18 protein-coding genes are annotated in these 24,233 nt (G+C 46.8%); 16 read left to right on the forward strand and 2 right to left on the reverse strand.

Annotation, left to right across the window (positions count from 1 at the left end; all coding sequences use genetic code 11):
- The first annotated feature begins 212 nt into the window (after positions 1-212).
- The 13 genes from GJB59_RS10205 (at position 213) to GJB59_RS10265 (ending at position 16,056) form a co-directional block, all read left to right on the forward strand.
- The gene (locus GJB59_RS10205; RefSeq protein WP_142827240.1) at positions 213-1,136 is read left to right on the forward strand and encodes a S66 peptidase family protein; all 924 of its coding nucleotides are present in this window, start codon (positions 213-215) and stop codon (positions 1,134-1,136) included.
- Positions 1,137-1,173: 37 nt separating this feature from the next.
- The gene (locus GJB59_RS10210; protein ID WP_142827156.1) at positions 1,174-2,115 is read left to right on the forward strand and encodes a C40 family peptidase; all 942 of its coding nucleotides are present in this window, start codon (positions 1,174-1,176) and stop codon (positions 2,113-2,115) included.
- A 150-nt stretch (positions 2,116-2,265) separates the two neighbouring features.
- Positions 2,266-2,496 carry a DUF2187 family protein gene (locus GJB59_RS10215; protein WP_236015552.1) on the forward strand — a complete coding sequence of 77 codons (231 nt, stop codon included), beginning with the start codon at positions 2,266-2,268 and terminating at the stop codon, positions 2,494-2,496.
- Positions 2,497-2,951: 455 nt separating this feature from the next.
- Entirely contained in the window at positions 2,952-3,644 is a 693-nt protein-coding gene (locus GJB59_RS10220) for a hypothetical protein (protein ID WP_236015554.1), read from the forward strand.
- Complete coding sequence (locus GJB59_RS10225; protein WP_142827157.1) at positions 3,637-4,935, forward strand: HlyD family secretion protein; 1,299 nt, start codon at positions 3,637-3,639, stop codon at positions 4,933-4,935. Before GJB59_RS10220 ends, GJB59_RS10225 begins: the two co-directional genes overlap by 8 nt.
- Positions 4,936-5,116: 181 nt before the next feature.
- Positions 5,117-5,386, forward strand: coding sequence for a YhdT family protein (locus tag GJB59_RS10230; RefSeq protein ID WP_142827158.1), 270 nt, complete (start codon positions 5,117-5,119; stop codon positions 5,384-5,386).
- Positions 5,383-6,843 (forward strand): sodium/pantothenate symporter, encoded by a 1,461-nt coding sequence (panF, locus tag GJB59_RS10235; RefSeq protein ID WP_142827159.1) that lies wholly within the window; start codon positions 5,383-5,385, stop codon positions 6,841-6,843. The genes GJB59_RS10230 and panF overlap by 4 nt, the downstream gene beginning before the upstream one ends.
- Before the next feature lie 80 nt (positions 6,844-6,923).
- Entirely contained in the window at positions 6,924-7,838 is a 915-nt protein-coding gene (locus GJB59_RS10240; RefSeq protein ID WP_142827160.1) for a DMT family transporter, read from the forward strand.
- A 136-nt stretch (positions 7,839-7,974) separates the two neighbouring features.
- Positions 7,975-9,588: a M20/M25/M40 family metallo-hydrolase gene (locus tag GJB59_RS10245; RefSeq protein WP_142827161.1), complete on the forward strand. Its 1,614-nt coding sequence runs from the start codon at positions 7,975-7,977 to the stop codon at positions 9,586-9,588.
- 763 nt (positions 9,589-10,351) lie between these two features.
- Entirely contained in the window at positions 10,352-11,308 is a 957-nt protein-coding gene (locus GJB59_RS10250) for a nuclease-related domain-containing protein (RefSeq protein WP_142827162.1), read from the forward strand.
- Between the two features lie 671 nt (positions 11,309-11,979).
- A complete protein-coding gene (locus GJB59_RS10255) occupies positions 11,980-13,071 on the forward strand; it encodes an amidohydrolase (RefSeq protein ID WP_142827163.1) in 1,092 nt (363 codons plus the stop codon).
- Between the two features lie 200 nt (positions 13,072-13,271).
- Entirely contained in the window at positions 13,272-14,690 is a 1,419-nt protein-coding gene (locus tag GJB59_RS10260) for an alanine/glycine:cation symporter family protein (protein ID WP_142827164.1), read from the forward strand.
- Between the two features lie 331 nt (positions 14,691-15,021).
- Positions 15,022-16,056 (forward strand): C40 family peptidase, encoded by a 1,035-nt coding sequence (locus GJB59_RS10265; RefSeq protein WP_244946832.1) that lies wholly within the window; start codon positions 15,022-15,024, stop codon positions 16,054-16,056.
- Between the two features lie 205 nt (positions 16,057-16,261).
- Here the strand turns inward: GJB59_RS10265 and GJB59_RS10270 are convergent, their stop codons facing one another.
- Positions 16,262-17,908 carry a S8 family peptidase gene (locus tag GJB59_RS10270; protein ID WP_142827165.1) on the reverse strand — a complete coding sequence of 549 codons (1,647 nt, stop codon included), beginning with the start codon at positions 17,906-17,908 and terminating at the stop codon, positions 16,262-16,264.
- Between the two features lie 76 nt (positions 17,909-17,984).
- Positions 17,985-19,376: an N-acetylmuramoyl-L-alanine amidase gene (locus GJB59_RS10275; RefSeq protein WP_142827166.1), complete on the reverse strand. Its 1,392-nt coding sequence runs from the start codon at positions 19,374-19,376 to the stop codon at positions 17,985-17,987.
- A 427-nt stretch (positions 19,377-19,803) separates the two neighbouring features.
- Here GJB59_RS10275 and GJB59_RS10280 point away from each other — a divergent pair, with 427 nt between their 5' ends.
- The 3 genes from GJB59_RS10280 (at position 19,804) to GJB59_RS10290 (ending at position 24,186) form a co-directional block, all read left to right on the forward strand.
- Positions 19,804-21,774: an S-layer homology domain-containing protein gene (locus GJB59_RS10280; protein ID WP_142827167.1), complete on the forward strand. Its 1,971-nt coding sequence runs from the start codon at positions 19,804-19,806 to the stop codon at positions 21,772-21,774.
- A gap of 118 nt (positions 21,775-21,892) precedes the next feature.
- Positions 21,893-22,627 (forward strand): WecB/TagA/CpsF family glycosyltransferase, encoded by a 735-nt coding sequence (locus GJB59_RS10285; protein ID WP_142827168.1) that lies wholly within the window; start codon positions 21,893-21,895, stop codon positions 22,625-22,627.
- The gene (locus GJB59_RS10290; RefSeq protein WP_142827243.1) at positions 22,627-24,186 is read left to right on the forward strand and encodes a putative polysaccharide biosynthesis protein; all 1,560 of its coding nucleotides are present in this window, start codon (positions 22,627-22,629) and stop codon (positions 24,184-24,186) included. The genes GJB59_RS10285 and GJB59_RS10290 overlap by 1 nt, the downstream gene beginning before the upstream one ends.
- Positions 24,187-24,233 lie beyond the last annotated feature (47 nt).

Below are 24,233 nucleotides of genomic sequence, written 5' to 3' on the forward strand. Positions count from 1 at the left end.
CTAAATTTATACAAGAGTTGTAAGGAGCTCGTTTGAATTATCATGAGGGTATTGGTACATTGAGACATGTTAGGGATCTGGTTGCAGATTGCGGAAGGTTTGAGCATTACCCTCAATCTACAGAGTTTTGAAAACCTATCGTGGCTTGATGGGGTAAATGCCATTAAAAGGCTATAATAAAGAAAACATAAAGAATAAAGGAGTAGATCATGTTGAGGAAATTGCCGAATCGACTAAAAAGAGGGGATACAGTCGGTGTAATTGCACCTTCTAGTCCACCGGATCAGGAAAATCTGAGAAAAGCTTTGCCCTTTCTCGAAGAACTTGGGTTAAAAATAAAACTTGGCAAATCAATCGGTGCTTCCCGCGGCTATTTGGCAGGGACTGACGAAGAACGTCTGTCCGACTTGCATGCCATGTTCGAAGATCCGGAAGTGGCGGGCATTATTTGTGCAGGCGGCGGTTACGGCTCAGCGCGCTTCGCGGACCGGATTGATTATGCCATGATCATGGAAAACCCAAAAGTGTTCTGGGGCTATTCAGATATTACATTTTTACATACAGCAATCGGAGAGTATGCCGAAATGGTCACATTCCACGGACCGATGCTGGCATCCGATGTTGCCAAACCGGAATTCCACGAACGCAGTGCGCGCATGTTCGGCCAGTTATTCGAGCCTTTTGAACTGCATTACACAGAAGAAGTGGCGCCGCTCGAAACGCTTGTGGGCGGAGTTGCGCAAGGCGAGCTTGTGGGCGGCAATTTGTCGCTGATCCGCAGCGCGATCGGCACTAAATTCGACTTGGATGTCAAAGGCAAAATTTTATTGATTGAAGCTATTAACATAGAACCGTACGAAGTGGACGAGACGCTCAACCAATTGCGTTTGGCTCGCAAGTTCGATGAAGCAGCGGGAATTGTTATCGGAGATTTTAAGAATGCCGTCTCCCCAAAAGACACCCCTTCACTGACTTTGGATCAAGTGTTTGCCGATTACTTTAGCGAGTTGAAAATTCCGGTTGTCAAAGGCTTTAAAATTGGCCACTGCGAACCGCATTTTTCTGTCCCGCTTGGTGCACTTGCGCGGTTGGATGGGGACGCTAAAACTTTGACAATCCTTCCCGGTGTGCAATAAAGTCTGGGGAATTAAACAAGAGGCGGAGGTGAAGAGTTTGCTGCAGACAAAATCAACGGCATGGGTATGCAGTGTTCCGGTCGCAACCGTCTGGACAGCGCCGGAAAAAGCGCGTCCTGTCGATGCGGAAAACATTGTGGAAAACCCGAATATCAATAAATGGCTGCAGGAAATGAGTCGCGAAGAGAACAGCGACCTGACAAGCAGCAACCGCATCCAGACGCAGCTTCTCTACGGGGAGCCTGTGTTGATTGATAGAGTGGTGGAAGGCTGGGCGAAAATCGCAGCACTTTGGCAGCCATGCCAAAAAGACGAGCGCGGCTATCCGGGCTGGGTGCCGATGAGCCAATTGAAAGAAGTCGAAGCTTTGGCTGAACTGGGCTATGCCCGTGTAACGGCGAACAAAGCCCAGCTTTGGACCGAAGACTTCAAACCTTTGAAAACGGTATCGTTTAATACCTTATTGCCGGTCAAGGAACTGGGAGAGTTTGTCCGGCTTCAAACACCGGATGGCGACGCCATGATTGGGGCAGACACTGTGGAAATCGTCGCTGGCTATGACCAAGGCCCCCTCGGAAGCGGCTTGGACATTGCCCGGTTGGGTACCGAATTTTTGGACCTTCCCTATTTATGGGCAGGCATGTCGAGCTATGGCTTTGACTGTTCGGGATTCACCTATAATTTAATGAAAGCAAACGGCGTTATCATATCTCGCGATGCGGTCGATCAGGCGCTCGAGGGGTTTGAGATCGATCAGCATGCCCAAGACTCTTGGCATATCGGCGACTTGCTGTTTTTTGCCTACGAGGAAGGGAAAGGAAAGCTGCATCACGTGGGTGTTTATTACGGCAACGGTTTGATGCTTCATTCCCCGACTCCTGGAAAAGCGGTGGAAATCATCGAACTGGCCGGCACAAAGCATGAAGCAGAGTTATGTGCAGTCCGCCGATTCACGGAAACAGAAGTCCTGGACTCCTAAAGAGGCAACCTCTTTTTGAATTTTCCAAAAGCCCGCTGGCAATAGCTTTCCAAATAACTTCATTTAAAATCAGGGCTTGCTAAAGGATGAAATCCATGACGAATTGTGCTATAATGGATAGATAGTGTTTCACAAAAGAGAGGCGTGGTAATGATGGCATTCCAACCCCATGAAAAAGAAGTATCAGAATTCGTAGCGGCCCGCTACATTGGCGAATGGATATCTTTCACTCGCAACGGCGTCGATGTTAACGGCACCATCTTTAAAATTATGGATAACTCAGTGATTGTTGAAATCTCACCAGAAGATGCAAAAGAAATTGGTGCTGCATCCAACATGACCGTAATTTCACATAAGAAATACCGGATTATCGAAGCTTAATACGATTGGAAGGAAGGTTGTTCACCAAGAACAACCTTCCTTTTTTTGTGTTTTTTTAGATGAATTTTAACCGCATAAGTTGAACAAAGAAATCAATTGGTAAAACTGCTCTACCCGCTCCGTTAACGCGCCTTAGCTCGGTGCTGGATAATCGACGACAGTTTCTGAAAGGATTTATGATATTGCCCCTCACTTTTTTGTTTCCTTGCAAAAGCTTTTAACTTCTTAGAAAACGAAGCACCTTTAGAAAGAGCGAAAGCGTCCGCCAGAAGCGATTTCCCTACTCAGACCCGGTCTGCTGGCCTGTTCAGAAATAATTAACCACGCTCCTATGTCTTTTGGCTCAAACGTTTCAAATATTGAAAAATGTACCAGCTAATGCGTTCCAAAGGGGAAGCTTTTTTGGTAAAGTAAAGTGAAGCAGAACGTCAATTGCCTTGAAAGGAACTATACGCATGATATCAGACTTTAGATTCTGGCACTTTTTCCCAAGACAAGGGCAACTTATACATAATATCCAACATACTGAAATGCGCAACGTCAATAAGCGCATAGCCTGTATCATTGCGATTGGCCTATTGGTCTTTGCGCTCAGTGAAATCTGGGGCATGAACACCGAGTCGCTGACACCGCTTTTGGCAGCTGGCATGTGGGATGCCTATACATTGGCGCGCTGGACCTCGCTTGCGGGTACGCTCCTATGGGCTGGCTTTTATTTGGCTTTCCATCTTTACGGAGCCGCTTTTTTATTCAGCAAAATTTTAAGGATGCCATGGCGTCCAGCGATTATTATGCAGACTTATGTCACCGCTTTGCTAGTCATCGAAAAGGGACTGATTTTCCTTTTATTTGCTTTGACGGGTTTTACGATGTCCGTCTCAATTTTCTCGTTCGGGCCGATCGCTTCCACGTTTTTGGACAATGACTTCCTGATTTATTTCTTTAACCAGCTGACTTTATTCACTTCCCTGGTCATTGCAATACAGTACCGGTTTATCCGCAGTTTTACAAAAATTAATCCGAAACTCGTGTTATTCGGCTTGATCATGCTTCACATTATTGCTGCCTTGATTGTGGCATCATTCAGCCTCATTCCAGTGGACGATATGCTGAGCGGCTTCATGGAAGGAGGGAATCCGTTTGAATAGGTTCTTTTTTATCGGTTTATCCGTAGCGGTCATTGCCTTTTTGACGGCCAACTCCCTTTTGATGTTCGGCGAGAAAAGCATCCTGTCCAAAAGTGTCTATGTCAGCGACTATGAGCAGGCTTATACGCGGGCATACGAGACCAATCTCTACAAAGAAGCTTTGGCTGCACCGCAGGGAACTGTGGAAATCTACGTGCAGGACCACGAAGCGCTTCAGCAATGGCTGGTGGGTGAAGGCGACAGCGTCACTGCAGGAGCTGAACTGGCTACCTTAAACGAAGCAGAAACCGAAGAACAGCGTGCGATTTGGGAAACCCAGAAAACCGCTTTGGAAGGGCAGCAGACCGAAGTGGAAAGTTCGCTTGCCACTCTTCAACAGGCAAGAGCAGCCCAAGGAGGTCCAGTGTCTCAGGACGCAACCGATAATTCCAAAATCACCAATGAAGACGATGAAACCATCCAGTTTGATGTCAATGTTTCGGTTGGGGTAGCGGTTCCGCAGGACGGTTCCTACGCTGCGGGCATCGCACAGGCCGAACAGCAATTGGCTTCCATCGATTCGCAACTGGCTGTGCTTGATGCGCAATTATCGCAAAATCTGTCAAATCCGGCAGTCATCAGTCCGGTGGATGGTACAATATCCAAAATCAACCGGGATACAGAACCGTTGAGCATTGAAATTTATTCCAATGAAAAAGTGTTCCTCAGCTATGTGCTGGAAGATGAATGGCCGCTTGTGGAAGTGGCAGACGTGGTGAAAATTCAAGGCGAGGGCATCGAGGGCGTTGCCACAGGAACTGTCCAAAGCGTTTCCGAAATGCCGGCTGAAGAGTCCAACTGGCTGGAAGCCTATCATCAACTGGATCCAAAAGAGCAAAACAACCCGCTGGCCTACTACGAAGTGCGGATTGTTGCAGACGAGCCGCTCGATCATGCGATGCCATACGGCAACAATGTCAATGCGGCTATCACTTTGGAAACAGCTGAAGATGCAGTTGCACTTCCAACTGGCTGGCTTTTCGATTACGACGGAGTTGACGGCGAAATTCATCTCTTGAATATCAATGGCCGCCCCCAGACACTCACAGTGGCAGCCGATTTTGAAGACGGGGCAAAAACTGTGCTGTCCGAAGGCCCGGAAGCTGGAACAATGGTCATCAATGAAGAAAAGCTGGAAAATTTCGTATCGCCTCCTAAAGTCTTCATGCCGTTTCCAAGCCATCAGCCTGATTTTGAATATGCCAAAAATACGCATTGGCGTGCCTATGTCGAATACCTGCTGGCACGGTAAATTTCATCACATCAACCCGGAAGCAATGGCTTCCGGGTTTTTAATTGTTCAAAAAGACCGTCAGTGGGGTTAATCTTCAGCGGGCAATGGTGTACGATAGATTCAGATAAAGAGACTCGGTTTCAAAGGGAGCCTGGATTTACCGCTGGAACGAAAAAAGCGATTGAATGGAGTGTATGGAATGGAAGAAACGGATTGGCGGTTTAAAATAGCTCACCGGGAGGCGAAAATCGGCGTCAGCTTGGCGCTGTTCAATTTTGTGTGGTGGTTTGGATTTGCGTATGGAATGGGGTCTCGGCCAGTCGAGGAATACAACTACGTCTTCGGCTTGCCGGATTGGTTTTTCTACAGTTGCGTCCTCGGCTTTTTGGTGATTTCGGTCCTGGTCGTCGTGATCGTCCACTTTTTCTTTACGGAAGTTCCATTTGATGATGAGGAGGATTCGCCATGAATTATGCAGTATTGGTCCCCATGATCGTCTTCCTATTGGTCATTTTCTTTATCGGCTATTGGGCGAGCCGCAAACTGACGTCATCGTCCAATTTTATCAGCGACTATTTCCTGGGCGGACGGGAACTTGGCGGCTTCGTGCTGGCGATGACCATGGTGGCAACCTATGGCAGTGCGTCCAGTTTTCTCGGTGGTCCAGGAACTGCCTACACCATGGGATTTGGCTGGGTGCTGCTGGCCATGGCACAAGTGGTAACAGGCTATTTTGTGTTAATGATTCTCGGCAAGAAATACGCCATCATGGCGCGCCGCTACAAAGCCATCACCATGATTGATTTTTTGAAATCACGCTACGACAGTTCAGCCGTCGTGCTGCTGTCAGCTTTCAGCATCATCATTTTCCTGTTCTCCGCGATGGCCGCGCAGTGGATCGGCGGTGCACGCCTGGTGGAATCACTGACGGGCTTATCATATAATTCGGCCTTATTTTTATTTGCTGTCAGTGTACTCGTTTATGTCACTATCGGCGGTTTCCGTGCGGTTGCACTCACCGATGCCGTGCAGGGGGCCGTCATGCTCATCGGGACCCTGATCCTGCTGGTTGCGGTAATTATCGCAGGCGGAGGCATTCCAAACATCGTCAATGACCTGCTGAATGAAAATCCGAATTTGGTCACGCCGTACGGAGCAAACGGTGATTTGACGGCTGCGTATGTGTCGTCGTTCTGGATTCTGGTCGGTGTCGGCGTTGTCGGCCTGCCGCAGATTGCCGTTCGCGCCATGTCCTATAAAAATTCGCGTTCGATGCACCGGGCCTTGATCATCGGAACGATCGTCACCGGGTTTATCATGCTTAATATGCATTTGATCGGTGTCTTTGCGCGTCCGGTCATGCCTGGAATCGAAATCGGCGACAAAGTCATTCCGCTCATTGCCCTGGAAACTTTGCCGCCATGGGTAGCGGGGATTGTCTTGGCCGCTCCAATGGCTGCCATCATGTCGACCGTCGATTCCTTGCTGCTGCTGGTCAGCTCGTCGATTGTCAAAGATGTTTATTTGAATTACGTAAAACCGGATGCCACCATTAAAACCATCAAGCGCATTTCGTTCGGTGTCACGGGGATGCTCGGCATCATTGTCTTTTTGCTGGCGTTGAATCCGCCAGAACTGCTGATTTTCCTGAATTTATTTGCGTTCGGTGGTTTGGAAGCAGCTTTCATTTGGCCGATCGTCCTCGGGCTGTATTGGAAATGGGGCAATAAATACGGGGCGATTGCATCGATGGCGACGGGAATCGTCAGCTATATCGGGCTGCATTTTTACAACCTGGAAAACGGCAATTTGTTCGGTGTCCATACCGTGACGCTGCCGGTGCTGCTGTCGCTTGTCGCTTTTGTCGCCTTTAGCTTGTTGATCGGTCGGAAAGCCTATCAATACAATGTTCCAACCCTCAAATAAAGGATCGGACGTTTACAGAAACCGAAAACAGGCGTAAAATAAATGCTTATATTCAGATAGATGAAAGAAGGTCTTCGCAATTGACTCAGTGGAAAATTTACGGCATCCTGACGGCGGTGATGATTGTCTGGGGCTTTAACTTGGCCTCTGTTAAATACATGGTGGAATTTGTCGATCCTGTCACTTTGACGGCATTCCGTATATTACTGGCAGGGCTGTCGGTAATGGGAATCCTCGCCAGCTTCAGAATGCTGCGGTGGCCAGCCAAAAGCGACTGGAAATTCATTTTTCTCGGTTCGCTGCTCAATGTCGTCGGCCACCATTACTTCCTGTCGAACGGCCTGTCCTTGACGACGGGTTCGAATGCCGGGCTGATCCTGGGCACAGGTCCGATGCTAACAGCGGTACTGGTGTCGCTCATCATGCGCAACTATCCGTCCAAACTGCAATGGTTCGGTGTTGTGGTCGGCTTTGCTGGAGTGGCCGCTACCGTATTGGTTGGCAACGGCGCTGCAACAGGCTTGAACATCGGCGACGTTTTTGTCTTCATTTCGATTCTGGCTCAGGTGTTCAGCTATATAGTCATTGCCAACGCAGCGCGTTCGCTGGATCCGCGTTTATTGACAGGCTATATGTTTATAGTGGGTGCAGTGGTGTTGTTTATCATTTCACTGATCCAGGAACCGGGTGAAATCCGGACGTTCGCTCTTGTCCCGACATCGTTCTGGATTGCTTTCGCATTCTCAGCGATGCTTGGCACAGCAGTTGGCCACATGCTCTATAATTATTCAATCGGGCAGGCGGGACCGACAAAAGCCGCAATTTTTATGAACTTGAATACTTTGTTTTCTTTAGTTGGCGCCAGCGTGATTTTGAATGAAGAAATTACAGTGGGCCATATTTATGGATTGGTGCTGATTGTCATCGGCGTGCTGTTCGGTTCCGGAGCAGCAGAAGACCTTTTGAAAAAACGCAGAAAACGGCTCTCAAGTTGAGCTGTTTTTTTTTTTTTTTTTTTTGCTTTATGGGGCATGTCCAGGCTATTTTGGGCAGCCTCTTTTTATTTAACAGCAAGTTCATTATAATAGAAGGAAGTGAGATAGCTTTGAACAACTAGAGGAGTGAATAACCGTGGCCACATTATGGGGGACGCCAGAGAAATTACAGGATTTATTGTGTGAACTTGTCGGGTGGAAAAGCCTGACATTGACCGATGGAGAAGTGGAGTTTGCCTACAAGCTGAAAGACAAGCTGATGGAGCTGCCGTATTTCCAGGAACATCCGGAATACATTGGATTGGGTGAAGTGAATTGGGAGCGGCAAAACGTAACGGCTCTTTATAAGCACCCGGAAGCGGTCGACACCATCGTCCTGATCAGCCATTTTGATACTGTGCATACAGGGGAATATGGCGATCTGGAACCTTTGGCATGCAGCCCCTATAAACTGGCGGAAGCGTTTAAGTTAATCCGCGATGAACTTGATGCGGATACATTAAGCGACCTCGATTCTGGTGAATACCTATTTGGGCGCGGCACTATGGACATGAAAGCAGGGCTTGCGCTGCACATGGCATTGATTGAAAAGGCCTCGATCGAAGAATGGCCGATCAATTTGATGCTGATGACGGTTCCGGATGAGGAAGTCAACTCGGCAGGCATGCGCTACGGCGTATCCAAACTGCTCGACTTGGAGCGCGAACATGGCCTCGAATACACCCTGTTCCTGAACGGCGAACCCGTTTTTGCAATGAAACCTGGCGACAAGTCCCATTACCTGTACACAGGATCAATCGGCAAAATCATGCCATCCGCCCTGTTTTACGGCAAGGAAACCCATGTTGGCGAACCACTGTCAGGAATTACGTCAAGCTACATCTCGACCTACCTGACACATCGCATGGAATGGAATCCGAATTTCAAGGAAGTCGTATATGGTGAAGCAACGCCGTTGCCGGTAACTCTGACGCAACGTGACCTGAAGCTGGAATACTCAGCGCAGACGCCTTACCGCACATCCGCGATGTACAATGTCTTTACAATGAAACGAGACGCTGAAGAAGTATTTCAGATTTTTGAAAACGTCGCAAAAGAAGCGGCTGCACATTGCGAGCGCGATTACCACGCCATGTGCGAACGTGAAAACATTCAACCGGTCGGCCCAATTACAGTGATGCGCTATGAAAAACTGATGGATTACGCACTCAATAAATTCGGCCACGATTATATCACCGACTTGCTGCGCGACACCTTGATGCACCCGGAATGGGACGTCCGAGAAAAATCCATGCATGTGACAGACATCCTGCTGATCAACTGCCAGGAGCTGACGCCTGCCATGGTGCTGATGTACGCGCCGCCGTACTACCCACCGGTCAATTCTTCGGAAAACGAGCTGGTCAAGCTATGCGTTGAGCAGGTCACAGCCAATGCAAAAGAGAAGTTTGACTTGGAAATCGAACAAGTCCATTACTTTAACGGCATCTCAGACTTGAGCTACGTCAATTACAACGACCAAAGCGACGGCTGGATTACCTATGAAAACAACACACCTGTCTACGGCGATCCTTACAGCATCCCGTTCCAGGCAATGAAGCAGCTGAAAGCGCCTGTCCTGAACGTCGGCCCTTACGGAAAAGATGCCCACAAACGAACAGAGCGCCTTCATATCAAAAACACCTTCGAAGAAATGCCGATCCTGTTAGAAGAAATGATTTTGTCGATTCCAGTGAAAAGCCGCCATTGAGGCGGCTTTTTTGTTTGTGGCTTTTTGTGATTGGTATATTTCCGAGAGCGAAAATTTTATGTGGAAACGTGGCGTTTCATGTAGAAGTATGGAAAATTAATGTAGAACTATAAAAGGTTTATATAGGAACGAGGAAGCATAAGGTAGAAGGGGCAATGCCTGTTAAAAAGCAAAGTGTTTATGTAGGAACACATAAATGTGGTGTATAGAAGCCAAAGGTTCACATAAGAGCGAGAAAGGAGAAGGTAGCGGATAGGCTGCATTATTTGTTTAGGTTCAATGTCGGTTTTGTTGCTTTTCGCGCGCGAAAAGCGTGTTTGGGGCTTGGCATATGTGGGTTTTGGGCGAGAGAGTTTTTGTGGGCGGAATGATTCGTGTAGAGGTGGAAAATGTTTAGGTATGGGTGAGTATGGTTGATGTAGGGGGATGAGAAGTTCGTGTAGAAAGGTTGGGGCGTGAGGTAGAGATTAGGAATGCTTGTAGAAAAGCGAAACTTTCAGGTAAAAGTGTGTGTTGTTGATGTAAGGGGATGGAAGGTTCATGTATAAAAGAATGAGAGTGAGGTTGCCGGCAACAATTTATATAAAGGTGAAATAATGTCAGGTAGAAAGTTGAAACTTGCATGTGAAAAACTAGAATCTTAACATAAACACCTGTTCAAAAATCATTTTTGGCAACTATAGATGGTTCAAAAACTAGATTTGGATATAAATGGTAATCTGTTCTTTTATCTGCTAGAATAATGAGAAAAAGGAGGGATATCATGATCATTAAACACCGGGAAAAACCGATGAAAATTGATGGGTACGAAGCTTTATTGAAAAGGCTCCCGCCGACTCATCCAAAACGAATGGCTGTTAAAAATAGCCTCAACAGCGCCAAAGCGGGATATGGAGGTGAAGAGCGGCTGGATGAAGCACTTGAGTTTTTCGACCCGCCATACCCTTACCAGATCATCCAGGATTTTTCATTGGGCGGCGTGTATAAAGTTCAAGTGGATACTGTAGTGATCACCCAGAGCTGTGTATTTTTACTCGAAATCAAAAACATCGCTGGAAGGCTTCAGTTCAAGCAAAATCCGAGTGCACTTCATTCATTATTGGCAAATGGTGAAATTAAAAGCTACAAAAGCCCTATCACACAAATGAACGAAACCGCTATACGCATGAGCAAATTTTTGAAGAACCTCGGATGCCCGTTGCCTGTAACAAGTGTCATCATCATCGCGCATCCTTCACAAATTGTTGAAGGCGCACCGCCCGATGCCCTTATTTTAGCTGCGGGCGAAGTCAATTTTCACTTGTCAAAAATGAAAATGCCGAAGCCGATTCTTTCTATAGAAGAACTTCATCAGCTTGGGCAAAGCTTAGTGGCTGTTCATAGTGATTATCAGCCTTTCCCCCTTGCACCGAAATTTCAAATCGACCAGTCGGAAATCGAAACCGGCGTATTTTGTCCCCGCTGCGTACTTGGAAAGATGGAAAGAACGAAGCTTGTCTGGGAATGTGAAACGTGCCGTCTGATCAGCCGAGATGCCCATTCTGATGCGTTGCAGGACTGGTTCATGCTTATAAAATCCACAATCAATACAGCAGAATGCCGCGATTTTATCGGTCTAGAAAAACTCGATGCCGCCAAGCGGTTCCTGATCCGAAACGGTTGCCAGCCCGTGGGCGGCCGGCGATATCGCCAATATATCCGGCAGCCACAGGATAGATAAACCTGTTTTCACCAAAAACTCGTAAGAACTCCCTTAAAGTCACTTAGAAACCCCAAAGATTCATGTAGAGACCCCACCTGTTCATGTAGACAATCAAAAGCTTCATCTAGAAATCAAACATTCACTTAGAAACCCAAAAGCTTCATGTAGAGCACCCCCTTGTTCATGTAGACAATCAAAAGCTTCATCTAGAAATCAAACATTCACTTAGAAACCCAAAAGCTTCATGTAGAGCACCCCCTTGTTCATGTAGACAATCAAAAGCTTCATCTAGAAATCAAAAAGTCACTTAGAAACCCCAAAGCTTCATGTAGAGCACCTCCCTGTTCATGTAGACAATCAAAAGCTTCATCTAGAAATCAAAAAGTCACTTAGAAACCCCAAAGCTTCATGTAGAGAACCTTCCTGTTCATGTAGACAATCAAAAGCTTCATCTAGAAACCAAACATTCACTTAGAAACCCAAAAGCTTCATGTAGAGACCCCACCTGTTCATATAAAACAACAAAAGCTTCAGCTTGAACCCCCCATTCATCACTTACAAACCGCAAGTTGCCGATAAAAGGCGTAACACCGGACACAAACAATAAAATCTTTCACCAAGCCCTTCTCCTCGTGTACAATCAAACTAAACAATCAAACAGAATTTCTCATACAAAAGGAGACGGCTAAATGAATATCGAACAGCAAATAATCGAGTACTTCAACCATTTTCATACACATCCCGAAGTCAGCTGGAAAGAAGTGGAGACCACCAAGAAACTGGCTGAGATTATGACAGGTCTCAACGTAAACTTTCACACATTCCCCGATGTCACCGGATTGATTGCGGAAATTGGTGAAGGAGAGCAAGTTGTAGCGGTGCGTGCGGACATCGATGCGCTTTGGCAGGAAGTGGACGGCACGCTGCAAGCCAATCATTCGTGCGGACACGATGCCAACATGGCAATGGTACTCGGGTCACTCCTGCACTTAAAGGATGAAACACTGACGAAGCGTGTGCGCTTTATTTTTCAGCCGGCGGAAGAGCTTGGCAACGGTTCGCTGTCCATGATTGAACGGGGGGCCATTGATGAAGTAACCCATTTATATGGTGTCCATTTGCGCCCAATCGAGGAATTGCCGTTTGGCCAGGTGACACCAGCGCTCCATCACGGATCCGGCATTTTCCTGAGAGGAAAGATTACCGGGGTAGACGCCCACGGAGCGCGTCCGCATCAAGGAAAGAACGCCATCGATGTGATCGCAGCGATCCACCAATTCGTAAAATCTATTTATTTTTCGCCGTTTGAATCCTATTCGGCAAAACTGACCCATATCCAGACAGGCGGAGACAGCTTGAACATCATTCCTGGAAATGCCCAGTTTTCAATGGATGTCCGTTCCCAGTCGAATGAGCTGATGAAAGAACTCCAGCAGAAAATCGGTGATGGGTTGCATGCTATCGCCAAGCTGCACGATGTCGAAATCAGCTTCGAATGGACCGACTATACGCCTGCAGCTGAAGTATCGGAAACCGCCATGCAAATTGCGGATGGCGCCATTCGCAAAACGCTTGGAGATGCAGCGACAGCACTGCCAATCCATACCACAGGCGCAGACGACTTTCATTTTTATACCATCAAAAAGCCTGAACTTCACGCGGCGATGATTGGCATAGGCGCAGATTTGTCGCCGGGGCTTCACCATCCCAATATGAGTTTCAACCCGAAAGCACTGGCGATCGGTGCACAGGTGCTGGCCAATACCATTAGAGCTACCTAACGGATTATTCCCCAGGAAATAACTTAAAATACTAACAACTCTCATCTCGCCAAATATCATGCTATGATAAAGGTGAGCCGATATCCGAGACCCTCTTTTACTAGAGGGTCTCATTTTTATATCCGATGGGCAAAGAGTGTTTTGGCTGCCCTAAATAGGGTATTGAAGACAAGTTTAATTAAAAAAGGGGAGGAATATGAATGGATGCTTTTTTAGATGGAATCACTTGGTTCGTTGATAACGTCAACACTTTACTCTGGACATACATACTAATTGCACTTCTGATGGGCCTTGGCCTGTACTTTACGATTCGCACCAAATTCGTTCAAGTTCGCCTTTTCGGTGAAATGTTCCGCGTCATCACCGAGAAAAAAGATGGGGACAGCGGTGTATCCGCTTTCCAGGCGTTCACTATCTCCACAGCGTCACGGGTAGGAACCGGCAATATCACCGGCGTTGCATTGGCAATCGCCATCGGGGGACCGGGAGCAGTTTTCTGGATGTGGATGGTCGCTATTATCGGGATGGCCACTGCTTTCATTGAAAGCACATTGGCGCAGGTTTACAAAGTCCGTGACGGCGAACAATTCCGCGGCGGCCCCGCTTACTATATGGAAAAAGCGCTCGGCAACCGTAAACTTGGGATTGTCTTTGCAATTCTTTTGACATTGGCGTTCGGATTTATCTTCAACTCGGTCCAATCCAACACCATTGCCCAGTCATTCGAAGATGTCTTCAACATTCCGGATTGGTCTGTTGGATTAGGACTTGTACTTTTAACGGCTGTGATCATATTCGGCGGTGTTAAGCGCATTGCGCGTGTTACACAAGTCGTAGTGCCGATTATGGCGACAGTTTACATCTTTGTTGCTTTGTACATCGTCATCATGAACTTCACTGAAATTCCTGCAGTCTTCACGTTGATCATCCAAAGCGCATTCGGCCTGGAAGAAGCAGTGGGCGGCGGTATCGGTGCAGCTATCATGCAGGGCGTACGACGCGGCTTGTTCTCCAACGAAGCCGGTATGGGTTCTGTACCGAACGCAGCCGCATCTGCCAACGTTTCGCATCCAGCGAAACAAGGCCTTGTGCAAAGTTTGGGTGTGTTCTTTGACACCATCATCATCTGTTCGGCAACTGCCTTCATCATTATCCTGGCAGACTTGTATTCCAACGGAGAACAGGAAGGGATCTTGCTGACACAAGCGTCGCTTGATGTCCATCTTGGCAGCTGGGCGCCTTACTTCCTGGCGATTGCCATCCTGTTCTTCGCGTTCAGTTCAATCATCGGAAACTACTATTACGGTGAAACCAACATCGAATTTATCAATGCCCACAGCGGCTGGTTGACGGCATATCGCTTTGGCGTATTGGCTATGGTCATGTTCGGTGCATTGGCGCAGGTTCAATTGGTCTGGAACATGGCCGATCTGTTCATGGGCTTCATGGCTGTTCTCAACCTTGTCGTCATCGCCATGCTCGGCAAAATTGCCTTCAAGGTGCTGGACGACTACACCGCCCAGCGCAAAGCGGGCAAAAATCCGGAGTTCTTTGCGAAAAACATCCCCGGCTTGAAAAATACCGAATGCTGGGGCGAAAGCGAAAGCAGGCACGAATAAACAAAACCAAAAGACCTTTTTGCCAATGCGCAAAAAGGTCTTTTTTGTGTGCATTAAAAGACTGAAAAAACATAGGTGCATGCCACTTTGGAAAAAGAACATCACCATAAAATCTGACAGGTTTATATGCTTATTTCAGTGGCTATGAAAATAAACACTAGTATCCCCTTATTTCCTAAAATTAAACATACAAATGGGTCATGTTACACATTTGTAATATAAATGTAACATAAAATGGTAGTTTTTACTGATACAATCAAAAATATACTAAAGAAGAAAAAAGCGGTCGATGTCTGATCAACATCCCGAATTTCAAAAGAAGAGGTGCCAAGTGAAGAAACTTTTAATGTTCCTAATCGTCGCAGTACTCTTAGTATCAGCAAATCCATTCAACTCCAACGAAGCCAGTGCAGCGACACCAAATGAGTTAACGACATATGCTAAGAAATTCAAAGGCACACCTTATAAATTTGGAGGGACAACACCTTCAGGCTTTGATTGTTCAGGTTATTTGCGTTATGTGTTCAACAACTTTGATATTTCAATTCCACGGACAGCCGCAGAACAGTACAAAATTGGTACTGGCGTCAGCAAAGGCAATCTGAAAGAAGGCGATATGGTTTTCTTTTCAGGGACTTATAAAGCAGGAATTTCACACGCCGGCATTTACGTCGGAAGCGGCAATTTCATTTCTGCCACAAGCGGCGGTGTAACAATTGCCAACTTGAATACCAATCCATACTGGGCTCCTAAATATACGGGCGCACGCCGCTTGGACGAAGTCAAAAACGTAGCTACACCAGTAGCGAAACCAGTAGCAAAGCCGGCTCTTTCACTTGGGCAGTATTACGATGTGCCAACAGGGTATTGGGCAGCTAATGAAATTAAAACGTTGACTGTACAGGGGATTCTCACAGGAGACGGCAGCGGTATTTTTAATCCGAATGACAATGTATCAAGAGCGGAAGCCGCGACAATCATTGCGAGAGCATTAAAGCTAAAGCCGGTTTCAGGTACTACCTTTAAAGATGTGCCAGCTGGACATTGGGCAGCCGGCAATATTAACGCTGTTATGAAAGCGGGCATTGTCAAAGGGCGTTCGCCGGGTTATTTTGCACCAAGTGCTAAAATCACGCGTGCAGAAATCAGCAAACTGTTGACAACGGCATATGAATTTAAAAATGTAACTGCATCTTCAGCGGTATCCTTCACGGATACTAAAGGCCATTGGGCTGAAAGCTCCATCAAAATCCTGGCTGCCAGCAAAGTGACGACTGGCCATAAAGACGGGTCATTCCAGCCAAATGCCAATGCTAAGCGATCAGAATTCTCCGCATTTGTTTACCGGTCTATCGAAAGCAACTAAAGTTCTTTTATAGGAAGCATCAAAAACAGCAGGACAGCCCATTAACCCGGGATGTCCTGCTGTTTTTGATGGAAGAATTATTGAAAATGCAAAACTTCGTGCAGCACTCAACAAGCTGTAAAGATCAACATAAACATATGGTGAAAAAAAGCCGATGCAAAAAAGCCGGAAGCCAACGGGGTTGCCGCTTGGCTTCTGGCTTTGCTTATTTCACCAAATTGCTCATGAACTGTGCATTCTCTGCACGGGTGATGGAGTTTTTCGGACGGAAAGTATTGTCCTTATAGCCAGTGACAGCATTGGTTGAAAAGGCTGCCTGGATGGCGTCGTAATAGTACATCGATTCTGGAACATCGGTAAAGGCGGTTTGCTGTGTGCTGGTGAGCCCATATGCGGCTTGCAGGATCATTGCCATGTCGCCTCGCTTGATCGGGTCATTCGGCCGGAACTTAGTGGCAGTCACGCCTTTAATATAGCCCAGTTCATAGGCGCTGTTAATATAGCCGGCTGCAAAAGAATCTTTTGAAACGTCGCTGAAGCGGTGTTTAGTATTGGTCTTGTCCAAGTTTAGCGCACGGCCAAGCATCGTAACGGCTTCAGCACGGGTAATGGTCGCGTTCGGGCGGTATGTTCCGTCCGACAAACCGGTAATGATGTTCCGGTCGAAGATCTTTTGAATCGGTTCTGAGTACCAGACATCATTCTTTAAATCTGGAAATAATGCGGCTTTGGTCTCGAGGGATTGCACCAGACCATTGCCGAACTGGTTGTCGCGTCCTTTAGGTCCAAGATCTGTTGCAGCGCGTTTAACGGTTTCCCGGAGCTGTTTGTTTGAAAGGTGCGGATAAGCTTCCATGTATTGAGCAAAAGTGCCGGCTGCAAAAGGAGAAGCGACTGACGTTCCTTCAGAGATGGCATAATCGTTTTGTGAAGTGGTTGTTCCATCGACAAAGCTGCTTAGGATGTTTTCGCCAGGCGCCACCAGCTCTTGTGATGGACCGTAATTTGAGAAATAGGACAATCTGTTTAGCTGTGAGACCGAGCCGACAGCTATAACGGAAGGAAAACGTGCCGGGTACAGGACATCGCTGTACAATCCGCTTTCGCGTTCATTGCCGGAAGCCGCAACGATGAGGATACCAGCTTCATACGCTTTTTTGGTGATGTCGCGCAAAGTTTGGTCATTGGTGACGGTAGTTAAACTCATGTTAATGATGTCCACTTTTTGGTCGATGGCCCATTGAATGCCTGCGACCACGCCTTCTAAAGTGCCGAGGCCTTTAGTGGAAAGAACTTTGACCGAATAGAGCTGGGCGTCTGGTGCGACGCCAACCGTGCCAATCGAGTTGTTTTGGGCACCGATGACTCCAGCAACATGCGTGCCGTGTCCAAGTCCATCTGTAAAGGCACTTGAATTTGCGATTTTGGAAACGCCGCCGGCAACTTTCAGGTCAGGATGCTTGGAGTTGATGCCTGAATCGATGATGGCAATTTTCACACCCTTGCCGGTATAGCCAAGACTCGAAGCCGTATTTGCTTTGACTGAGCGGTAGCCCCAGGTGCTTGCCTGTGCTGCGGCACGGACTACAGAGTTCTCCTCTATGTACTCAATGGAAGAATCAATGCTTGCTGACTGGACTGTTGCTTCATCCGGCAGCGTTACGGATACTGCAGAAATAGCGTCAAATTCCTCGTGGATCTCTGCTCCCATTTCCTCGAGCAGCTCATAATCGATTTCTTCTTTAAATGAAATAATTACACGCTCTGAAGCGTTGTCAGTTTCGGCGGCGGCGGTGCTGGCCAACCCACTGAAAAGGACAGCGGAAATTGCTAAAAATGATAATTTTTTCAATAGATTCCCTCCTGCATACATTAAACTTTCCTGTAGTATACAACAAAAAAACGGACTAAAAAGTCCGTTTGTGAAATTAATTTTTTGCTTTCCAGTTGTAATAATCTTGGATTCCATCAGCAATGGCTGTTGCAGCACGATCTTTGTATGTGCCGGATGCCAGTTTAGCTGCATCGTATTGGTTTGTGATAAATCCTAGTTCCACTAAAGCAGCGGGAAGCGGGTTGGTGCGGAGAACCTGGAAACCGTAGTTTTTAACGCCGCGGTTTGGATGGTCCATCGCTTTGTAAAGGCGGTTTTGGATAAATGTAGCCAACTGTTTGCTGTCATCGCCGACTGAAGCGGAATAGAAGGTTTCAGAACCGCTCGCAGCAGCAGTAGCCGCGTTTGTGTGGATGGAGACAAATGCGTTGGATCCACTTGCGACTCCTTTATCGACGCGTGCGCCTAATGTATGGAACACATCAGTTGAGCGGGTCATGTAAACTTTGATGCCTTTAGCTTTCAGTTTTGCTTCAACGCGTTTTGAAACATCAAGATTGATGTTTTTCTCGAGCAATCCGTTAGCGACTGCGCCGGGGTCAGAACCGCCGTGCCCAGCATCAATTGTGATAAAACGGCTGTTGGCAGTGGCTGGTGCCGCTTTTGCCAAGTAGGCAGTGCTTACATAGCCAGTGATGGTGCCGCTTTTGCCATATGCCCATGAACCGTTATAGCCATAGACCTGGAATGGAGCGCCTGTGTTCAACTTGCCGATAGAACCATAACCTGTGCTTGGTCCAGTGCGGACATTCAAAGAGTTGACTGTTACGTTCAGGTTTGCAACGGTCGTATTCTTATAAGCAACTCTGTAATTAGCGTTCAGTGCACGTGCTACAAAAGCAGCAAACTCACTGCGGATTAATTTCTTAGTAGGGGAGAAAGTGCCAGTTCCTGTTCCGTTTGAAACGCCTGCAACCGCAATTTTATTGACGGCCGTATAAAGGCTTTTTGAAGTATTATTGGTCGTGATGTCTGAGAAGAAGACATTGCCAGTTTTATTATAATTGAATGCACGGCTTAAGAGGAAAGCCATCTCGCCACGCGTCATTGTATCGTATGGGCGGAACTTGCCATCTGAATCACCAGTTATGATGCCTTTATCAACAGCTGATTGGATATAGCCAGAACTATAACGGCCTGGATCCACATCCGAAAACTTTGTTTTGCGGGGTGTTTCAATAAGTCCGATTGCGCGGCCGATCAATGCTGCGGCTTGCTCACGGGTTACCGCCTGATCGGGTCCAAAAACAGTTCTGCTGACTCCGTTAATCAAGCCTCTGTTCCATAAATACAAAATTTCTTCATCTGATGATGAAACATCCTTAAAGGGATTACTTGCAGCAGAAGCGGGTTGTATGCCTAAACTCGAGATCACAAAAACAGCAGCAACGAGAAATAGAGTAATTTTTGATAATACGTTTTTCATGGGTTTGTCATTTCCTCCTAGTAATTTCTATCTGATAGTGATATTAGCAGATATTTATTGTAATTAATGCCTTTTTTTAATAAATAAGAAAATAGTATGGTTTAAAAGTTGTAATTTTGGAAAGGGATTTTTGGTCTAATACTTTTTACCTAATTTATTGGAAATAATATCAGACTAATCTAAAAACTTTACAACGAAACAAAATTAATAAAAATTTGTCTTTACTCCTATACTCCCTCTAATGGTACACTTGTAGGTATTATTTAATTATTTGTCCATGTAAAAATGTATAAATATAGATAATATGAAGTATAGTTTGCCCGGGTAATATGATTTATTGTAGGAGAAAGAGATACTAACCTTAAGTTGCTTGTTTTATGGATAAAGAAAAATTGGTTTAATTTGTAAAAGGGGGATTTATTAAAAGATGAAAAAACTACTACTTGGATTCCTGGTGGTGCTACTAGCACTTTCGGCCTTCACGCAAGAGACTGCAAAAGCAGCGGATGATTTAACGGGCCACGCATATGAAGGTGAAATAAGAGAATTGATGGAGCTGGGGGTCATTAAGGGATATAAAGATGGAACAATCCGCCCTAATAGAGAAGTAACGCGCGCTGAGTTCGCTAAAATGGTTGTTCAATCATTTGAACTTGGGGCAGACGCAGAAAGTGCTTCTGTTGAAAATGCGGGCTTCGCGGCGGCGGCAACAGCAACAGCGACGATGGACTTTAAGGATGTTTTGCCGGAAAAATGGTATTACAATGATATAGCTACAGCTGTAGATGCTGGAATTATCAAAGGCTACCCAAATAATATTTTCAAGCCCAACGAACTGATCAACCGCGAACAGATGGCGACTATGGTATCTCGTGCTTTGACAGCAAAAGGCATCGTCATTAATGTTTCAGAAACACCAGCGTTAAACTTTACCGATACTTCAACGATCAGAAATGAACATAAAGACAATGTCCGTATTCTTTCCCATTTGGAAATCATTACGGGCAACAAAGACAATACCTTCAGACCAAAAGACAGCTCAGAAAGATGGATGGTGGCGTTAGTTATGCTGAGAGCCAGAGATGAAGTGTTCCCGCCTCAAAACCTGGAATTCCAGGCTTCAACGGTAGCGGCAGATAAAACTACTGTCGTAAAGCATTTCGATACGTTTGCCCAGGCAAAAGAGTATGCTCAAAAGAACGCAAAAGTTCAGGCAGTCGAGCGCAGCAACCAGATCCTTTGGATGAAGCAGGGGATTGCATCTACCAACGCCTTTACGGAAATTTATCCAACGGACAGCCTGAAGGCAGCAAGCGGAACTTTCCGTCCTTACGTACCGGCCAACACGGAATTGAAATTCCTGGATGCTACAGCGACGACCGTCAAAGTGGAGTTGGCTGGCGAAGTCGGCTATGTCAGTTCGAAAGTGGTCCGATTGATTCCGGAACTGATGCAAAAAGGGCAGTCTTATTATGAAGCGTCCGGCAGCAACATGGTCCATAAAATCTTCAACCATGCAACAAGCAGCTATGCATCAACCGGCGTCATCGGCAAAGCACCGAAAGAATTTGTCAGCGGCATGAAGTATTACAGCTGGGACGGAGCGACGTTCACCAACGCATCCGGCGCCAAAGTGGTTGAGAGCCATCAGTATTTCAATATGCTGCCGCTCCAATCTGCAACCAACTACACAGCTGCAGAACTGGACAAATACTTGCAGGATAAATTCCCATACTATAACCAGACTCTCAATGGAAAGAAATGGACAGCCAGTCCGCTTGTCGGCACTGGAAAGTTCTTTAAAGAAATGGAAAAAACCTATAAGATCAACGCGCTTTACCTGATGTCCCACGCCATCCATGAAAGCGGCTGGGGAGTCAGCAAGATTGCACAGGATAAGCACAACCTCTTCGGCTACGGAGCGGTTGACGGCGACGCTTATAACCGTGCTTATTCTTATGCTGACTTCAGAGAGTCAATTGAAGACGCAGCAACGCGCATCAACAAAGGCTACCAAGTACCAACGGGCAGCTATTACAACGGCTCAATCCTGGGCAATAAAGGCATCGGCATGAACGTTCGCTATGCTTCTGATGCATTCTGGGGAGAAAAAATCGCGGGCCACATGTTCCGTGCAGATGCCCACCTTGGAAACAAGGACCTGAACAAGCATGAACTTGGCTACACGACGACCGCTCCGCTGAACTTCAGAAAGGATGCAAGCACGAACTTTGCTTCTATCTATACATTGAAAACAGCAGGGGTTCCGGTCATCATCAACAACGAAACAAAAGCATCCAACGGAGCGCTATGGTATGAAGTGGCATCGGAAGACAAAGCCTTTACGAAAGCTTATGTCCATGGCTCATATATCAAAATGCTGCCGCTTGCGCAGTAATAATATTTACACAACTTTAATAGAAGAACCCTGTGTTCAAGCGGTCATAGCTTGAACACAGGGTTCTTCTTTATGTTATACTAGCCTAAGATATTTTGCCCTAAAGAGGAGATTAACCATGACTTCAAAATTCGTCCATATACTGGGAGTGCCGTTCGTCAACACATCCCAGAAAGATTTTATCAGCACCCTTCAAAGCCGCATCGCCAAACAGGAAAAGACCTTCGTGGTAACCGCCAATCCTGAAATCGTCATGCACTCACTTGAAGACGATCAATACAAGCAGACTTTGGCGAAAGCCCAATACATAACGGCAGACGGCATCGGCATCGTGAAAGCTGCGGCAATTATCGGCAAACCATTGCCTGAACGCGTCAGCGGCTATGATTTGATGCTCGACCTGCTTGAAACGGCAGATAAAAATCGCTCCAGCGTCTTTTTCCTGGGAGCGGCGGAAGAAGTATTGCAGGCAACGGTGAAAAAAGCCAAACAGAACTATCCGGGCATCCAAATTGCCGGAAGCCACAACGGCTTTTTTGATTGGAATGACCATGTTCTGCCGCAGCAGATCAAGAATGCAGCTCCGGACATCGTCTTTGTCGCACTCGGCTTCCCGAGGCAGGAGCAATGGATCGGCGCCAATATCGATAAATTCGATAAAGGGGTTTTTATTGGCATCGGCGGCAGTTTTGATGTCTTTTCCGGAACGGTCAAACGCGCACCGGAACTATGGCAGAAGATGAACCTCGAATGGTTCTATCGTTTGGTCAAGCAGCCTTCCAGATGGAAACGCATGCTGGTGCTGCCGAAATTCGCAGCGACCGTGATCGGGCGAAAGGCATTACGCAAATAATGAAGAATACGTTGATCAAAAGTACGTTAATCTTATCTATTGCCGCATTGCTGTCAAAAATACTCGGCAGCCTTTTCCGGATTCCGCTTCAAAATATAGCTGGGGATGAAGTGCTGGGAATTTTCACTTTGGTGTATCCAGTTTACATGGTCGCCTTGACCTTGTCTGTTGCCGGAATTCCCATCGCCATTTCCAAACTGATTGCAGAAGCCCGTTCCAAAGGGGACGAGCAACAAGTCAAAAATATCTTTTTCACATCCGGCATTCTGGCGCTGATTTTCGGTGTCACAAGCTTCCTGGTCATCTATGGCTTTTCCAATCAAATCGCTGCCGTCCTTGGCGGCGGAACAACGCGCCTTGCGTTGATCGTCGTTTCCTGCACCTTGCTCGTGGCGCCTTATATGGCCGTATACCGCGGGTATTTCCAGGGACATCAGGACATGACGCCGACTGCGGTATCGCAAGTGATCGAGCAGTTTATCCGCGTCGGGCTGATTCTTTTGGTGGCGGTTTTCATGGTCGACCGCCTTTACAGCGACGAGCAGATTGCGGGCGGAATCATGATCGGCTCCATTATCGGGGCGATTGGTTCGTTCATCTATCTGCGCATCCTATACAACCGCTCAGCGGTGAGAGTGGCTAAAGGGCTGCCGTACAAGCTGGCGAATTTCAAAGGGACGGCCAAAACCATACTGAAAATTTCCATTCCGATCTGCATCGGAGCCATCACGATGGCCCTGTTGAACCTGGTCGATTCGATCACCATCCCTACTGCATTGAAAATGCACGGGGAAGCAACTGGAGACATCAATTCACTCTACGGCATATATGGACGTGGACTGGCGCTCGTCCAAATCGTTACGGTTTTTGCCGCTTCGGTCATTTTGCCCTTGATTCCTTCGATTTCGGCCAAGTTGGCAAATAACGACAAAATCGGTTCGACCAAACTGATCGACAGTACGTTTTTCCTGACATATCTCTTATCTGTTCCGGCCGCTGTCGGTCTGGTGGTTCTGACATTGCCCATTAACCTTGGCCTGTTCACGGATTTGCAAGGCAGCACTGTGCTGGCCATCGTGTCATTCAGTTCACTTTTCACTTCTTTGACAGTACTTGGAACAGGCGTTTTGCAAGGCATCAACAAAGCGCGCCTTGGCGCGTGGATCATCATCATCGGAGTGCTCATTAAATTGGCGCTGAACCTGGTATTGGTCAATCTTTACGGCTTGGAAGGCGCAGCCCTTTCGACCGCACTTATCTATGTAATCCTATTTGTACTCAATGGCCTAGCTATCCGCAAATACACAGGATTCAGCTTTTTCCCGAAAAAAACCGGAACCATCGTTTTTGCTTCACTTGTCATGGGGACAGCCATCTGGCTGCCAAGTTTACTATTGGATTTTGAAGAGCTGCCGAGACTTGCAGCTTTATTGTATGTAGGAGCAGCAGCGGTTATCGGCGGCATCATCTACTTTGTCCTGCTGCTGGTTACCAAAGCAGTGGACCAAAGCGTATTGCAGCGCATTCCTGTCATCAATAAATTCATCGCCAAGAAATAATGCCTGCAATCCGGGCCAAACCAAGAAAAGTTAAGGGTGTGTACTTA

The sequence above is a fragment of the Planococcus soli genome (assembly GCF_016881065.1).
Taxonomy (GTDB): domain Bacteria; phylum Bacillota; class Bacilli; order Bacillales_A; family Planococcaceae; genus Planococcus; species Planococcus soli.

Excerpts from the sequence above, each read along its gene's own strand:
- GJB59_RS10215 (WP_236015552.1), top strand. The coding sequence starts at position 2,266 with ATGATGGCATTCCAACCCCATGAAAAAGAAGTATCAGAATTCGTAGCG.
- GJB59_RS10220 (WP_236015554.1), top strand. The coding sequence starts at position 2,952 with ATGATATCAGACTTTAGATTCTGGCACTTTTTCCCAAGACAAGGGCAA.
- GJB59_RS10230 (WP_142827158.1), top strand. The coding sequence starts at position 5,117 with ATGGAAGAAACGGATTGGCGGTTTAAAATAGCTCACCGGGAGGCGAAA.
- panF (WP_142827159.1), top strand. The coding sequence starts at position 5,383 with ATGAATTATGCAGTATTGGTCCCCATGATCGTCTTCCTATTGGTCATT.
- GJB59_RS10250 (WP_142827162.1), top strand. The coding sequence starts at position 10,352 with ATGATCATTAAACACCGGGAAAAACCGATGAAAATTGATGGGTACGAA.
- GJB59_RS10255 (WP_142827163.1), top strand. The coding sequence starts at position 11,980 with ATGAATATCGAACAGCAAATAATCGAGTACTTCAACCATTTTCATACA.
- GJB59_RS10260 (WP_142827164.1), top strand. The coding sequence starts at position 13,272 with ATGGATGCTTTTTTAGATGGAATCACTTGGTTCGTTGATAACGTCAAC.
- GJB59_RS10275 (WP_142827166.1), bottom strand. The coding sequence starts at position 19,376 with ATGAAAAACGTATTATCAAAAATTACTCTATTTCTCGTTGCTGCTGTT.
- GJB59_RS10280 (WP_142827167.1), top strand. The coding sequence starts at position 19,804 with ATGAAAAAACTACTACTTGGATTCCTGGTGGTGCTACTAGCACTTTCG.
- GJB59_RS10285 (WP_142827168.1), top strand. The coding sequence starts at position 21,893 with ATGACTTCAAAATTCGTCCATATACTGGGAGTGCCGTTCGTCAACACA.
- GJB59_RS10290 (WP_142827243.1), top strand. The coding sequence starts at position 22,627 with ATGAAGAATACGTTGATCAAAAGTACGTTAATCTTATCTATTGCCGCA.